At 73.8% G+C, this 14,896-nt stretch carries 14 protein-coding genes; 8 read left to right on the top strand and 6 right to left on the bottom strand.

Features of this window, described 5'->3' with window-relative positions; genetic code table 11:
* Positions 1–52: 52 nt before the first annotated feature.
* On the top strand, positions 53–2,239 hold the full coding sequence (locus tag FRAEUI1C_RS18410) for a CaiB/BaiF CoA-transferase family protein (RefSeq protein WP_157734979.1): 2,187 nt from the start codon (positions 53–55) through the stop codon (positions 2,237–2,239).
* A 42-nt stretch (positions 2,240–2,281) separates the two neighbouring features.
* Positions 2,282–3,553 (top strand): ABC transporter substrate-binding protein, encoded by a 1,272-nt coding sequence (locus FRAEUI1C_RS18405; RefSeq protein WP_013424833.1) that lies wholly within the window; start codon positions 2,282–2,284, stop codon positions 3,551–3,553.
* Positions 3,554–3,559: 6 nt separating this feature from the next.
* Here FRAEUI1C_RS18405 and FRAEUI1C_RS18400 read toward each other — a convergent pair whose 3' ends face one another.
* Positions 3,560–3,931 (bottom strand): DUF6204 family protein, encoded by a 372-nt coding sequence (locus tag FRAEUI1C_RS18400; RefSeq protein WP_041259473.1) that lies wholly within the window; start codon positions 3,929–3,931, stop codon positions 3,560–3,562.
* 311 nt (positions 3,932–4,242) lie between these two features.
* Between FRAEUI1C_RS18400 and FRAEUI1C_RS18395 the strand changes: the two genes are divergently transcribed.
* Complete coding sequence (locus tag FRAEUI1C_RS18395; RefSeq protein WP_232425040.1) at positions 4,243–4,686, top strand: transcriptional regulator; 444 nt, start codon at positions 4,243–4,245, stop codon at positions 4,684–4,686.
* Between the two features lie 61 nt (positions 4,687–4,747).
* On the opposite strand, the gene glmS is transcribed toward FRAEUI1C_RS18395, so the two are convergent.
* Together glmS and FRAEUI1C_RS18385 are read right to left on the bottom strand one after the other, a co-directional pair.
* The gene (gene glmS, locus FRAEUI1C_RS18390) at positions 4,748–6,574 is read right to left on the bottom strand and encodes a glutamine--fructose-6-phosphate transaminase (isomerizing) (RefSeq protein ID WP_013424830.1); all 1,827 of its coding nucleotides are present in this window, start codon (positions 6,572–6,574) and stop codon (positions 4,748–4,750) included.
* A 38-nt stretch (positions 6,575–6,612) separates the two neighbouring features.
* Positions 6,613–6,882 (bottom strand): hypothetical protein, encoded by a 270-nt coding sequence (locus FRAEUI1C_RS18385; protein ID WP_232425039.1) that lies wholly within the window; start codon positions 6,880–6,882, stop codon positions 6,613–6,615.
* A gap of 234 nt (positions 6,883–7,116) precedes the next feature.
* Here FRAEUI1C_RS18385 and FRAEUI1C_RS18380 point away from each other — a divergent pair, with 234 nt between their 5' ends.
* Entirely contained in the window at positions 7,117–8,661 is a 1,545-nt protein-coding gene (locus FRAEUI1C_RS18380) for a pentapeptide repeat-containing protein (RefSeq protein WP_013424828.1), read from the top strand.
* 47 nt (positions 8,662–8,708) lie between these two features.
* Here the strand turns inward: FRAEUI1C_RS18380 and FRAEUI1C_RS18375 are convergent, their stop codons facing one another.
* Positions 8,709–9,410 (bottom strand): SDR family oxidoreductase, encoded by a 702-nt coding sequence (locus tag FRAEUI1C_RS18375; protein ID WP_013424827.1) that lies wholly within the window; start codon positions 9,408–9,410, stop codon positions 8,709–8,711.
* 132 nt (positions 9,411–9,542) lie between these two features.
* Here FRAEUI1C_RS18375 and FRAEUI1C_RS18370 point away from each other — a divergent pair, with 132 nt between their 5' ends.
* Positions 9,543–10,124, top strand: coding sequence for a TetR/AcrR family transcriptional regulator (locus FRAEUI1C_RS18370; protein ID WP_013424826.1), 582 nt, complete (start codon positions 9,543–9,545; stop codon positions 10,122–10,124).
* A 33-nt stretch (positions 10,125–10,157) separates the two neighbouring features.
* Here the strand turns inward: FRAEUI1C_RS18370 and FRAEUI1C_RS18365 are convergent, their stop codons facing one another.
* Entirely contained in the window at positions 10,158–11,960 is a 1,803-nt protein-coding gene (locus FRAEUI1C_RS18365; protein ID WP_013424825.1) for an MFS transporter, read from the bottom strand.
* A 90-nt stretch (positions 11,961–12,050) separates the two neighbouring features.
* Entirely contained in the window at positions 12,051–12,551 is a 501-nt protein-coding gene (locus FRAEUI1C_RS18360) for a MarR family winged helix-turn-helix transcriptional regulator (protein ID WP_013424824.1), read from the bottom strand.
* A gap of 121 nt (positions 12,552–12,672) precedes the next feature.
* Between FRAEUI1C_RS18360 and FRAEUI1C_RS18355 the strand changes: the two genes are divergently transcribed.
* The 3 genes from FRAEUI1C_RS18355 (at position 12,673) to FRAEUI1C_RS18345 (ending at position 14,896) form a co-directional block, all read left to right on the top strand.
* Positions 12,673–13,428 carry an AAA family ATPase gene (locus FRAEUI1C_RS18355; protein ID WP_013424823.1) on the top strand — a complete coding sequence of 252 codons (756 nt, stop codon included), beginning with the start codon at positions 12,673–12,675 and terminating at the stop codon, positions 13,426–13,428.
* An 88-nt stretch (positions 13,429–13,516) separates the two neighbouring features.
* Entirely contained in the window at positions 13,517–14,302 is a 786-nt protein-coding gene (locus FRAEUI1C_RS18350) for a 2-phosphosulfolactate phosphatase (protein WP_013424822.1), read from the top strand.
* 39 nt (positions 14,303–14,341) lie between these two features.
* Positions 14,342–14,896 (top strand): GNAT family N-acetyltransferase, encoded by a 555-nt coding sequence (locus FRAEUI1C_RS18345; protein ID WP_013424821.1) that lies wholly within the window; start codon positions 14,342–14,344, stop codon positions 14,894–14,896.

Below are 14,896 nucleotides of genomic sequence, written 5' to 3'. Positions count from 1 at the left end.
GGCCCGCCCGCGGCCCTCGCCGCGCGCTCACCGGTCGTGTCGCGTGAAGGTCGTGGATCTGAGCGTCGACGTCGCCGGCGGCTTCGCGGCGAGGCTGATGGGCGGGTCGGGGCTGCGCGTCGTCAGGCCACGCGGCGGCGGCCCCCCGGTCCCGACGGGCGACGACCTTCTCCGGGTCTACCTCGACGCCGGGAAGGAGCACCTACCGTGCCCGGCGTCGCCGTCCGGGCTCGTCGACGCGGAGGACCTCGTGTTCCTGACCTTCGACCGGGGCGCCTACATCGGCCTGCCGGCCGGCTGGACCGTGGAGGACCTGCCCGCGGGCTGCGTGCGGGTGACGACCAGCAGCTTCGGGACGACCGGGCCGTACCGGACCTGGCGCGGGGGGCCGCTGGCGGACTGGGCGGCCGGCGGCTACCTCGGGATCACCGGTGACCCGGACCGGCCCCCGCTGATCGGTCCGGAGCATCTGTGCGGCTACGTCGCCGGTTACACGGCGGCGATCGCGGCGGAGGCCGCGCTGCGCCACCGCGCCCGCACCGGCGAGCCCCAGCGGGTCGACCTCAGCACGATGGAATCGATGCTGAGCGTGCACCAGTCGACGTTCTCGCGGCTGGCCGTCGGCATCGTCCGGGAGCGCACCGGCCGGTACACGGAGGTGTATCCGCTGGTGGTCCGACCGTGCCTGGACGGGTACGTCTCGCTCGGCGTCGTGACCGACGCCGAGTTCGACCGGCTGGCCATCGCCGTCGGGCGCGCGGAGCTCGCGGCCGACGAGCGGTTCGCCGACGCGGCCGCCCGGTGGGCGCACCGCGACGCGCTCGACACCGAGCTCGACACGTTCCTCGGCGCCCGAACCGCCGAGCAGGCCGTGGCCGTGCTGGTCGAGCACGGCGTGGCCGCGGCGAAGGTCGTCGGCCCGTACGAGGTCCTGCGCAACCCGCAGCTCGCCCACCGCGGTTTCTGGCGCCAGCCGGCCGGTCGGGGCGGCAGCGGGCGGATGCCGGGAGACCCGGTCCCGGCGGGCGTGACCCTCGGCTCCTCGCCCCGGTCCGACCGGCGCCGCGCCGGTCGTGCGCGCCACCGCGGGGCGCTTCCCCTGTCTGGCCTGACCGTGCTGGACTTCACGGCGTTCTGGGCCGGTCCGCTGGCGACCCGGTGGCTCGCCGACCTCGGCGCGGACGTCGTCTGGGTGGAGCGGCCCGGCTCGCGCGCCGAGCCTGGCGGGACCACGCAGGATCTCACCGCGGAGGTCATGCGGGTCTTCCACCGCAAGATGAACCGCAACAAGCGCAGCGTCCTGCTCGACCTGAAGACCGCCGCCGGCCGCGCGGCCGCGCGGAGGCTGGCCGCCGAGGCCGACCTCCTGGTCGAGAACTTCCGGCCCGGGGTGATGGCCGCGTTCGGCCTCGGCCCGGCCGAGATGTGCGCCCTGAATCCCGAACTGGTCTACGTGTCACTGTCCGGGTTCGGGGCCAGCGGCCCGTGGGCGGCGCGGCGTTCCTACGGCCCCACGATCGAGGCGGCGTCCTCGGTCGAGGGCCGGACCGGCTATCCGGGCGGCGAGCCGCTGCGCCTGGGCCACACCCTTCCCGACGCGACCGGCGGCCTCGCCGGCGCGCTGGCGGCGCTGCGCGGACTGCGTGACCGCGACGCGAGCGGGCGGGGCGGCTGGTTCGACGTCTCCCAGCTGGAGGTCTACGCCGCCCTGTGCGGCGAGGAGATCCTCGCCGCCTCGCTCACCGGGCAGGACCCGCCGCGGATCGGCAACCGTTCCAGGCACGGCGGCGTGCAGGGTGTGTTCCGGTGCGCCGGGGACGACGCGTGGATCGCCGTCCGGCTGGCCGGCCGGCGGGACCTGGAACGCCTGGCGGAGGTCACCGGCCTCGACGGGCTCGCCCGCGCGGCGAGGACCGGGCCGCGCGACGACGCCGCCGCCGAGGCTCTGATCGCCGGCTACACGGCGACCCGCGACAAGCACCGGACGGCGGCGTTGCTGCAGGACGCCGGGCTGGAGGCGTTCGCCGTGCTCGGCCCCGCGGAGCTGCTCGCCGACGACCACCTGCGCGCTCGCGGCTTCTTCGTGACGGCCCGGCCCGGCGACACCCTGCCCGGTTCGCCGCTGCACAGCGAGCCGCCCCTGGTCGACCCGCGGGGGCCGGCGCCGCGGTTCGGCGCGCACACCGACGAGGTCCTCGGTCAGTTCGGGCTGCCTCGGCCCGAGATCGCCCATCCGTAGCCGTTCGACCAGCAGCGGCGGATCCGACACAAGGAGAAGAAGATGCCCACTGGCTCCCTCGCCGACGCCGTCAGGCGCGGACCGACCCGGCTGAGACTGCGCGCCACGGTGCTCCTGGCGGCCTTGTTACTGGTCGCGACGGCCTGCGGAGGCTCCTCGGACAAGGCCGCCACCGCCACCACGACGAAGACCTACAAGATCGGTGTCCTCACGGACATCACCGGCCCGTCGTCGGCGCTGGGCAAGAAGGTGCTGGCCGCGGTCCGGGCCGGCATCGGCGTCGCCGGCACCGAGGGCTACAAGATCCAGTATGTCACCGGTGACACCCAGTCCACGGCCGCCGGCGCCGGGACGGCGGCCCAGAAGCTGGTCAACCAGGACCACGTGTTCGCGGTCATCCTGATCTCCAACCTCGGGTACGGCGCCGCGCCGTTCCTCACGGCCAAGGGCGTGCCCGTCTTCGGCGGCGACATCGACGGCCCGGAGTGGCTGACGAGCCGCAACATGTTCTCGGTCTTCGGCTACCCCGACTACACCAAGGTCGAGACCACCACGGGCCAGTTCTTCAAGCTCGTCGGCGCGACCACCATCGGGGCGATCGCCTACGGCGTCGTCCCCAGCGCCGCGCTCTCCGCCCAGGCGACCGCGGTGTCCTCGACCGCCGCCGGCCTGAAGACGGGCTATCTCAACGCGCAGGTCCCGCTCGGGAGCACCGACGTCGGCCCGATGGTCCTCGCGATGAAGTCCGCGAAGGTCGACGGAGCGATCTTCCTGCTGCAGCAGAACACCGCGTTCGCCGTCATCGAGGGCCTCGGCCAGCAGGGCGCGGCGCTGAAGGCTCCGCTGCTGACCGGCGGCTACGGCGCCGACCTGCTCGACGCCGGTCCCGGCGCCCAGCGCGACGCCCAGGGCGCCTACTTCCAGCTGCCCTTCGAGCCCGCCGAGATGGGGACGCCGGCCACGGAGAAGTTCCAGGCGGCACTCAGGCAGTACGCCGGGTTCACCGAGCCGGGCGGCCTCAACGAGTACATCGCGTACCTCTCCGTCGACGCCCTCGTGGCCGGTCTGAAGAAGGCGGGCGACAGGCCGACCCAGGCCTCACTGATCACGGCCATGCTCGGCATCTCCGACTACGACGGCGCCGGGCTGTTCGGCAGCCACACCATGTCCTTCGCGATGGCCGACCGGGGCAAGGGCGGAGTCGGCTCGGACAACTGCCTGTGGTTCACCAGGTTCGAGGGCAGTTCGTTCCACCTGGTCCAGGGGGCCGACCCGCTGTGCGGCTCGGTGATCGCCGGTAAGACCGTGTCCTGACGGGGATCAGCCGCGGCGGGCCTGGCGGCGGGCGCGGGCGCCCAGCGGGGCCTCGGGGACGCCGTCGGCGGAGGCGCGCAGGTTCTTGTGGCCGTAGCCGCGCTCGGCCAGCCACGCCGCGGCGGCGCTGGCACCGTCGGCGGCGGCCGACACCGGCTCGGCCGCCAGGTCCGTGTCGGCGCCGCCGGTCGCGGTGACCAGGTAGCGGAACGTGAAGAACGGGCGGGCCGCGAGGTCGTAGGTGAGGTTGCCGGCCTCGGTGAACTCGGCGCGGAACACGTCGTGCTCGGCGGCGGCCGCGAGGAGCTCGGCCCGCTGGGGCTCGGTCAGCTGGTCGAACATGCCCCGGACGGTCACCCGGTACGTGCGGCTGCTCACACCCCCATCGTAGCGACGCGCCCCGCCCGGCCCCGGGATCGCCGCCGGTGGCGGGGGTGGCGCCGGCCGGCACAGCGGGCGCACAGCGTTCCCCTATCCGCGCACAGGATTCCCACGGCCCATCCCAAGAAACACTCACTAGCGTTACGGCCACGCGGCTGACCTGGGAAAACGCCTTACGACAAATCCCGGTCGCGGCCGCGGAAAGGGGTCCGGAGAACCGGCTTCCAACGAGCCCGACAATATCGAGGAGAAATCCCGTGCGCGTTTCCAGGAATCTGCGTCGTTCCCTTGCCGTGACGTTGGCCGGCGTGACCGTCGTGGGTGCCGCGGCGCTGCCGGCGAGCGCGGCCACCTCCGCGCCGACGCGGCCGGCCAGCGCGGTCCACGGCGCGCCCGCCCAGCGGGAGGTCCGCGTCGACATCACCGTCGAGCCCGTCCCGGCGGCGGTCACGGCGGTGCTGGTCCGCAACGCGACGACCGGCGCCGTGGTCGGGGTGTTCCCGGTCCGGTCCCGGGCGGTCACCCACCTGACCGTCACCGTCCCGGTCGGGACGACGCTGGACATCTCGGCGCTGAGGGCGGCCAACGCGAACCGGCCCGCGAACCTGGGCACCGTGCGGGTCGTCGTCGGACCGAACGGCTCGACGGCCGCGGGCAACGCCGTCACGGTCACGTTCCGCCAGGGTTCGAAGCCGAAGGCGGCGCTCGGCGCGCAGCTGGCCCGCCAGGGCGCGAAGCTCTCCGTCCGCTGAGCCTGTCTCCACGCCGGGGGCCCGCCAGTGCGGGCCCCCGGCGTGGGCGGCCCGTGACCCGCTACTCGACGGTGACCGACTTGGCGAGGTTGCGCGGGCGGTCGACGTCGTGGCCGAGCGTGACGGCGGCGTGGTAGGCGAACAGCTGCAGCGGGATGCCGAGCAGGATCGGGTCGAGCTCCGGCTCGTTGCGCGGCACCACCAGCACCTCGTCGGCGACCGCCGCCAGCGCCCGGTCGTGGCCGACGACGAGGACCCGGCCGTCGCGGGCCTTGATCTCCGCGATCGTCCCGAGGTTCTTCTCGCGCAGCTCGTCGTCGGGCACGACCACGACGACCGGCCGCTCCGGTGACACCAGCGCGAGCGGGCCGTGCTTGAGCTCGGACGCGGGGTAGGCCTCGGCGTGGATGTAGGCGACCTCCTTGAGCTTCAGCGCCCCCTCCGCGGCGACGACCGCGCCGCGGACCCGGCCCACGTAGAGCATCCCGCTGTACGCGGACCAGCGGGCGGCGACCGCGGCGACGTCGTCCTCGGCCGCGAGGATCTCGGCGATCTGCCCGGGCAGCGCGCGCAGCCCGCCGAGCAGGCGCCGCCCGTCGGCGGGGGACAGGTCGCGCACGCGGCCCAGGTGCAGCGCGAGCAGCGCGAACGAGACCGCCGTCGCGGTGTAGGTCTTCGTCGAGGTGACCGACACCTCCGGCCCCGCGTGCAGGTAGATCCCGCTGCCGGCGGCGCGGGCGATCGCGCTGCCGACGACCCCGACGATCCCGACGACGCGGCCGCCCTTGCGCTGGACCTCCTGGACGGCGGCGAGGGTGTCGTAGGTCTCGCCGGACTGGCTGACCGCGACGTAGAGCGTGTCGGGCTCGATCACCGGGTTGCGGTAGCGGAACTCCGCCGCCGGTTCCGCGACGGCCGGGATGCGGGCGACCTCCTCGATCAGCTGCGCCCCGAGCCGGCCGGCGAGGTAGGCCGACCCGGCGCCGAGGACGACGACGCGCCGGACCGCGCGGGCGTCCCGGGGTGAGAGGTCCAGGCCGCCGAGGTGCGCGGTGGCGAACCGGTCCTCGATCCGGCCGCTGATCGCCCGTTCGACGGCGGCGGGCTGCTCGTGGATCTCCTTGTGCATCCAGTGCCGGTAGCCGCCGAGCTCGTAGGCCATCGGCGCGACGTCGACGACCTCGGCCGCCCGGCTGGTCAGCGCCCCGTCGCGGCTGACCTCGTAGCCGCCGGCCCGCAGCGTCGCGAGGTCGCCGTCCTCCAGGTGCACGACCTGGCGGGTGTGCGCGACCAGCGCGGAGAGGTCGGAGGCGGCCAGCACCTCGCGTTCGCCGACGCCGAGCAGCAGCGGGCTGCCGTTGCGGGCGACGACGACCTCGCCGGGGTTCGCCGCGTCGAGGACGGCGATCCCGTAGGTGCCGGCGATCTGGTCGAGCGCGACCCGGACCGCGTTCGCCAGGTCGGTCTCGCCGGCCGCGAGCTCCCGGCCGATCAGGTGCGCGAGCACCTCGGTGTCCGTGTCGGAGGCCATGACGACGCCGTCGGCGGCGAGCTTCGCCCGCAGCTGGTCGGCGTTCTCGATGATGCCGTTGTGGACGAGCGCGACCCGGCCCGCCGCGTCCAGGTGCGGGTGGGCGTTGCGGTCACTCGGCGCGCCGTGCGTCGCCCACCGGGTGTGCGCGATCGCGGTCGTCGCGGCGAGGCGTTTCGGCAGCCGGGCGGCCAGCTCGTCGACCCGGCCGGCGGCCCGGTGGACGGTCAGCCCGCCGTCCTTGGACGGGATCGCGAGGCCCGCCGAGTCGTAGCCGCGGTACTCCAGCCGGCGCAGCCCGTCGACGACGAGCGGGACGGCCGGCCGGCGACCGACGTAGGCGACGATGCCGCACATGGACAGCTCCGTTCTGGCCGGACGGTCCTTCCGGACGGTCAGCCGTAGACGACACGGCGCAGCTGGCGCGGCGTGCGCGGTTCCGCGCGGAAACGGTGCTCGGGCAGCTCCCGGCCGATCCGCTCGAAGATCGCGTCGTTGGTCAGGCCCTGGCGGCGCAGCTCGCCGTGCCGCCGGCGCACCCACGCCCGCGGCGACTCGTCGTAGTACGCGAGCACGTCGGCGACCACCCGGGCCGCCTCGGCGGGCGTCAGGTCCGTCGTGCGGACCAGATGGTCGACGAGGTCGGCGGGCAGCGGCGCGGGCACCCGGCCCACGATGGCCTCCCGGCCCGGGTGAAGTCCAGGATCCTGCCCGGAATCGGGCAGGACCCCACCCGTCCGCCGGCCCGGGCCGGCCCCCCAACGGACGATAAGTTCCGGTAAGGATCGGTAGCCGCGGTCTCGAGTTCGGGTCCGTGCCATCAGGGCGCCGGGTAGTTTCCCCGAGGGGCGGGCGGACGGCGGACGGCGGCGTGCGCATGAGGACCGAAGGTGGGCCACATGGTCGGCTTCCCCATCCAGACCCGCCTCCCGCCGTGTTCCCATCCCTCGCTCAACCCGGCGGCCGAGGCGGGGCGGGCGTGCGGCGCCACGGTGTACCCGCCGTTCGACCGTTGCTGGGCCCATCTGGCGCCCGCCGACCTGGACGCCTACCTCGCCACGCTCGGCCCGGGTTCCGACGTCAACGCCGGCGGAGTGACCTTCACCGGCGGGCTTCTGGAGCGTTTCCTGCGGGCCTGTTCGCCAGGAACCCAGCTGGGACCACGTTTCCGCAACGTCGACTTCAGCGACGCGGCTTTCGTAGAGCCGGCGGTGTTCACCACGGCCACCTTCGACGGCCAGGCGCGTTTCGCTGGCGCGACCTTCGTCGAGGGCGCCTACTTCGCCGCCGTGGACTTCGGCGGCGAAGCCTGGTTCGGCGGCGCGACGTTCGCCCAGGACGCGATCTTTCGTCGCACGGCCTTCCGCGAGAACGCCTTCTTCCAGGACACGGCCTTCCAGCAGGGAGCCGTCTTCGAGGACACGAAAGTCAACAGGGTCTTACGCCTGTCGGGCGCTGCCGGGTCGCTGGACTTCACCAGGTGTGAGGTGCAGGGGGAGCTTCTGGTCGAGGGCGCCGTCGGCGCTCTCGCTGGCACGGGGATGCGCGTACCGGGCCGGATGGCGCTGAACCTTGAAGAAGCGCGGGTGGATCTTTCGGAGTCGGTGTTCACCGGGCCGATCGCCATCCAGGGCCGCCGGCGACCGGGCCAGGCCCACGGCGTGAAGGTGACGGCGCTGCGTGGCGTGGACGCCGAGCGGCTGGTGATGACCGATGTGGATCTGTCCGAATGCCAGTTCGCCGGGATCCAGCGGCTGGACCTGATCAAGCTGGACGGTGAGTGCGTGTTCGCCGCCGACCCGGCCGGGAACAGGCAGGTCCTCGCCGAGGAACACCACTGGCGAAACGCCCAGCCGGGCCGGCGCGCCGCACGCTGGGCCTCCGCGCCGCCAGGTGTCGAGGTCGTGGGACCCGAACGGCTGCAGGTCCTCTACCGGCAGCTGCGCAAGGCGTTCGAGGAGACCAGGAACGAGCCCGGGGCGGCCGACTTCTACTACGGCGAGATGGAGATGCGGCGCGCCGCCGCCCGGCGGGGACGGCGCCTGGAGCGGTGGCTGTTGAACGCCTACTGGGCGACCTCCGGCTATGCGCTGCGCGCCAGCCGCGCGCTCGGCTGCCTGGCCCTCGTCATCGCCGCCACGATCGTCGCGCTCGTCGTGTGGGGATTCCCGGCCCAGGCCGTCGACCTGAAGGTCGACGGCACGCTGACCACCCAGTCCGGCCCGCGGCCGATCGCGGTGACGATCCACCAGCGTGACCCCACCACGCAGTTCGGCGACCGGATCGGGATGGCCGTCGAGATCGCTCTGAACGCGGCCATCTTCCGCGACTCCGACGACCAGCTCACCACGGCGGGCCGGTACATCGACATCTCCGCCCGGCTGTTGGGACCGCTGTTTCTCGGCTTCTCCCTGCTCGCCGTCCGCAACCGCGTCAAACGCTGAGCACCCTGGCTACGGTCCGCTGAGCTCCGACCAGACCCGGGTGCGGGCTACGCGGCGAGCTCCGGGTAGAGGACCGACGGGTCCGCCGAGAGGGCGGCCTTGACGTGGCGGGTCGTGTCGTCGGCGAGGACCTCGAACGCGCCGGCCTCGACGCCGTCGAGGGCCAGGTCCGCGACGACGCGCGGGTCGGCCTTCGGGGCGTCGACGTTCGCGGCCATGTCGGTGTCGATGTAGCCGACGTGCAGGGCGGTCACCGCGATCCCGCGGGGCCGCAGCTCGGCGCGCAGCGACTGGGTCAGCGACCACAGGGCGGCCTTCGACGCCGCGTACGAGCCGCCCTGCGCGTACCAGGACAGCACCGAGGCGACGTTCAGCAGATGACCGCCGCCGTTGGCGGCAAGCACGGGGGCGAACGCCCGGGTGACGAGCAGCGGGCCGTAGAAGTTCGTCTCGAACTCGCGGCGGACGTCGGCCAGGTCGCCGTCGAGGAACGGCACGCCGAGGTAGCCGCCGGCGTTGTTCACCACGATCGTCACGTCACCGGCCGCGGCCGCCGCCGCGGCGACGGCGGCCGGGTCGGTCACCTCCAGGGCCAGCGGGATCGCCCGCGGGTGGGTGACGGTGCGCGGGTCGCGGGCGGTCGCGTAGACCTTGGCGGCGCCCCGGTCGAACGCGGCGTCGACGAACGCGCGCCCGAGCCCGCGGCTGCCGCCGGTGACGAGCACGACGGCGCCTTCGAGAGAGGTCATGGCCAGCTCCTTGCCCCGGGCCGTCGCGGCGGCTCCCGCCACCGACACCCGGAAACCGATCGGTTTTCGTGGTCGGTCCCGACGGTAAACCGATCGGTTTCCACCGGCAAGGTCTGGGGCTACGCTCGTGGGGTGAGCAATGCCACGGCGCCCGAAGCCCGCTCCGACCCCGCCGCCCGGCTGGTCGCGGCGGCCGGGCCGCTGTTCTACCGGGAGGGCGTCGCGACCGGTGTCGACGCGCTGTGCCGCGCGGCCGGTGTCTCCAAGCGCACGATGTACCAGCTGTTCGCCAGCAAGGACGAGGTGATCGCCGCCGGCCTCGACCAGTGGGCCGACACGATCCGCGCGCTCATGTGGCCGCCCGACGACCACCCGGGCGGGCCGCGCGAACGGGTCCTGGCGGTCTTCGCGGCCCTGGAGGCGGCCAGCGGCGACCCGGAGTTCCGCGGCTGCCCGTTCGTCGCGGCCGCCGTCGAGGTCAAGGACTCCGACCACCCCGCCGCCGTCGTCGCCCGCCGGCACAAGGAGGCCCTCACCGGCTTCTTCGCCACCGAGGCCCGCCGCGGCGGCGCCGCCGACCCCGACGGCCTGGCCGCCGCGCTCACGATCGTCTACGACGGGTCCAGCGCCCGCGCCGTCGTCCTCGCCCGACCACTCGACGGCCTCGCCGTCGCCACCGCGACGACCCTCCTGGACGCGGCCGGCCTACGCTAGCCGGCCGCGATCCCCGTTCTCGCCCTCGGATGGCTACGAAGGGGACGGCGCCTCGGTCGCCTCGACGGTGGCCGCCGGCTCGCCGGGCTCCTGCGCCGCGGCCACACCGGAGCCGGCGGCCAGGGACGGGCTCGGGTCGGGACGCCCGCCGCGCAGCAGTGACGCCACCGCGGCGACGGCGGCGAGGACCGCGGCCGTCGCGAAGACGATGACCAGGCCGTGGTGGAACGGCCCGGAGATCAGGTCGGGGAAGAACTCGTGGCCGGTGACCGTGGCCCGCTGCTCGGGGGTGAGCCGCGCGAGTGTCCCCGACGGCAGCAGGTGCTCGACCGGGTTGAAGCCCAGCTGGGCGGCGAACAGCGACGCGACCGGCGGCAGGTGCCCGACCTGCGCGGCGACGTCCGCCGGCACCCCCTGCCGGGCGAGACCGCCGGACAGCGCCCGTGGCAGGCTCCCGGCCAGGCCCGCGACCATCAGCGAGAAGAACACCCCGATCGACAGCGCCGTCCCGGTGTTCTGGAACGTCGCGCGCATCCCGGACGCCACCCCGCGCTGCGCGACCGGCACCGAACCCATGATCGACGACGTGTTCGGCGAGGCGAACATGCCCGACGCGATGCCGTTGAGCAGCAGCAACGAGGCGAACGGCCAGTAGGAGAAGTCGACGGGCAGCAGCATCAGCCCGACGAAGCTGCCGCCGAACAGGATCGCCCCGGCCGACGCGATCCCCCGGGAGCCGAACCGGTCGGACAGCATCCCGGAGACCGGCCCGGCGACGAGGAACCCGAACGTCAGCGGCAGCATGAAGATGCCGGCCCACAGCGGGGTGTCGGCGAAGTCGTAGCCGTGCAGCGGCAGCCACACACCCTGCAGCCAGATGATCAGGATGAACTGCATCCCGCCGCGGCCGATCGACACGCACAGCGACCCGATGTTCCCGGCGGCGAACGCCCGATTGCGGAACAGCCCCAGGTTGATCATCGGCGCCGTGACCCGGCCCTCGGCGACGGCGAACGCGACGAGCAGCGCGGCGCCGCCGGCGATCAGGACGACGACCAGCGGCCGGGTCCAGCCCATGGTGTGCCCGCCGTAGGGCTGCAGGCCGTAGGTGACGCCGACGAGGACCGCGGACAGGCCGACCCCGAAGGTGACGTTGCCCCACCAGTCGATCCGGCCGCCGCCACGGGCCGAGGTCTCGCGCAGCTTCGCGTACGCCCAGACCGTGCCGAAGATCCCGACAGGGACGTTGATCCAGAACACGGCCCGCCAGTCCCAGGCGGTGAGCAGCCCGCCGGCGACGAGGCCGACGAACTGGCCGGCCAGGGCGGCGACCTGGTTGACGCCGAGGGCGAACCCGCGCCGTTCGGCGGGGAACGCGTCGGTGAGGATCGCCGCCGAGTTCGCCGTCAGCATCGACCCGCCGACGGCCTGCAGCAGCCGCCAGACGATCAGCCACATCGCCCCGTGGGCCTTGTCGAACGGGTCGAACGACAGCAGCACGGACGCGACGGTGAACACGGCGAACCCGGCGTTGTAGAGCTTGACCCGGCCGTACATGTCCCCGAGCCGGCCGACGGTGACGACGAGCACCGCCTGCACCAGCCGGTAACCCATGATCATCCACAGCAGGAAGGCGATGTTCCCGGGCGCCAGCGGGTCCAGGTGCACGCCGCGGAAGATCGCCGGCAGGGCGATGAGCACGATCGACCCGTCGAGCGCCGACATGAACACCGCGGCGGTCGTGTTCGTCAGCGCGACCCACCGGTACGGATCGGGCGCGGTCCGAGCCGGCGCGGAGGCTGCGTTGTTCGGGGTAGCCGTGTACGGGGCGGCCATCAGGCGTGGCTCGTCGCGAGCGGCTCCAGGGTCGCGGTGCGGGTGACGGTCATGAAAACCCTCCAGGGGGTAGGGACGGCCGCGGGTCGGTCAGAGCTGGGCCAGCCGGTCGAGCAGGGCCATCGCCTCGATGACGGTCTGGCGTTCGGCCTCGGTGTAGTGGTCGTGCAGCGCCCGGTTGAGCCACTCGTGGCGGGCGTTCTTGTTGCCCTCGGCGCGGGCCACGCCGGCCTCGGTGAGGGTGACGAGCTGGCGGCGCCCGTCGGTCGGGTCCGGGTCGCGGCGGATCAGCCCGGCCGCGTCGAGCGCCGCGAGGGTCGCGGCCATCGACTGCGGCCGGATCCGCTCGCTGGCCGCGAGCCCGCTGGCGGTGCCCGCGCCGACCCTGGACAGCTGGGCGAGCACGGAGGCCTGGGAGGGGGACAGGTCACCACCCGCGGTGCCGTCGGCGACCTCGCGCAGCCGGCGGCGCAGCCGGCCGATCACGACCCGCACGTCCCGCGCCGCCGTCACGGCGGACGCGGCGAGCGCCGCGTCCGTGGCCTCGCCGTCCGGCTGGCCGGTGCCGTCGTCTCTGAGCGTCTCAGCCACGGACGCCACCCTAAAACCGACAGTCCAGACTGTCCAGTTCCACCTGTGCAGGTGCGGCTGTGTATCTGGTCTGGGTGGGTCGTCGTGACCACCCGGCACCGCGCGCCGGGAGGATCAGGGGGTGGCGACGCAACGGCGTTTCATCCGGGAGGTACGGCTGCCGGCTCCGTCCGGCGCGGGCGGCTACCCGTTCAGCCTGCCCGCGGTCGCGTGGCTGGCCCGCGGCGACGGGCTGCGCCTCGGCGCCGGCGTGACGTTCCTGGTGGGGGAGAACGGCACCGGCAAGTCGACGCTCGTCGAGGCGCTGGCCGTCGCGGCCGGGTTCAACCCCGAGGGCGGCAGCCAGAACTTCCGGTTCGCGACCCGCGCCACCGAGTCCCCGCTCGGCGACCACCTGGTTCTCAGCTGGGAGGCCCGCAAGCCACGCACCGGGTTCTTCCTGCGCGCCGAGTCGTACTACAACGTCGCCAGCGAGATCGAACGCCTCGACAGCGACGGGCCGACGCGGCTGCTGGACTCCTACGGCGGGGTGTCGCCGCACGAGCGGTCCCATGGCGAGTCGTTCCTCGACCTGGCCACCCACCGGTTCGGCCCCGACGGGCTGTACATCCTCGACGAGCCGGAGGCCGCCCTGTCGGTCCGCGGCGCGATGGCGCTGCTGGCCCGGTTCGCGGACCTGGCCGCCGCCGGCTGCCAGCTGATCGTCGCCACCCACTCGCCGGTGCTGCTCGCGCTGCCCGGTGCCACGATCTACGAGATCGACGCCGACGGCGCGATAGGGCCGGTCGGCTACGACGACGCGCTGCCGGTCCGGATGACCCGCGACTTCCTCGCCGCCCCCGACCGCTACCTGCGCCACCTCCTGGACGGCCGCTGACGGCCTGGCCCCGGCGTGCGGACCGTAGCGGCGCCCACGTTCCCGGCGAACCGGGCGTGACGGCCGGTGCGGCGCGCATCATGAACGGGTGGGCGCGTTCACCGACCAGGCGCCGTTCGCGGTCCGGTTCGGCTGGGGCCCCGACGACCTCGCCGCGCTCGCGCCCGGCGGTGACGTCGTCGTGATCGTCGACGTGCTGCGGTTCACCACCGCCGTGTCGGTCGCCGTCAGCCGCGGCGCCCACGTCCTGCCGCACCGCTGGCGGGACCAGGCCGCGGCCCGGTTCGCCGCCGAGCGGGGCGCACTGCTCGGGGGCCGCCGCGAGGACCCGGACGCCCCGTGGTCGCTGTCCCCCACCGACCTCGCGGCGATCCCCCCGGGTACCCGCCTGGTCCTGCCGTCCCCGAACGGCGCGACCCTGTCCGCCGCCGCTCTGGAGCTTGGGGTGTCCCGGCTGCTGGCCGGCTGCCTGCGCAACGCGGCCGCGGTCGGCCGCGCCGCCGCGGCGGCGCTCGCGGGCGGCGGCCACCTGGTGGTGATCGCCTCCGGGGAACGCTGGCCCGACGTGTACGGCGACCCGCACCGTGGCCCGCTGCGCCCCGCCGTCGAGGACCTGCTCGGCGCCGGCGCGGTCATCGCGCGCACCGTCCGGGCCGCCGGCCTGGCCAGGGACCGGCTCTCCGCCGAGGCCCGGGCGGCGATGGCGGCGTTCCTCGCCGCCGAACCGGACCTGCACGCCGACCTGCGCGCGTCGGCGTCCGGCCGGGAGCTGCTGGCCCTCGGCTGGGACGACGACATCGCCGCCGCCGCCGCGCTCGACGTCGACCAGGCCGTCCCGGTCCTCACCGACGGCGCGTTCACCGCGTCCGACTAGTGCCGTATCTGGACACGCGCGCGACTGTAGCCTGAATCGGTGAGAATCCAGGAGCCGAACTGGGCGTTCAGTCTCGGCGACGGCCGCGTGACGCATGCGCGGGCACTCGCCTCGGACGAGGACGTCACGAACCTCCAGCGGCTTTTCGAATTGTTGCCTTCGTACTGCGAGAAGACGATCGGATTTCCGCCAGGTCCCGCCGAGGCGCACAGCACCCTCATCGCCCGCCCGCCGTCCTCCACACCGGATGACAAGCTCCCCATAGGCGCCTTCGACGCCGACGGTCGCCTCGTCGGCTACTCCGACCTGATCCTGAGGTTTCCGGAGCAGAGCCAGTGCTACATCGGTTACGTTCTCGTGGATCCCGAGTGCCAACACCAGGGCCTGGGCACCTATTTGCTCGAATTCTCGGTAAAGCTCGCCGCGAGCCGACAACCGCAGTGCACGCACGCCGTGACCGGCCTGATCGAAACATTCGGACAGCCGGGCCAGACCTTCCTCGATCGAGGCGGCTTCGTACCGACCGGCACAGCAACCCCGTACGAGGTAAACACCATCTCGTCCACGCGCCGCGAGTACGTCAAGGCGCTTTGA

The sequence above is a fragment of the Pseudofrankia inefficax genome (assembly GCF_000166135.1).
Taxonomy (GTDB): Bacteria; Actinomycetota; Actinomycetes; order Frankiales; family Frankiaceae; genus Pseudofrankia; species Pseudofrankia inefficax.
This window is presented reverse-complemented; position numbering and strand designations above follow the sequence as displayed.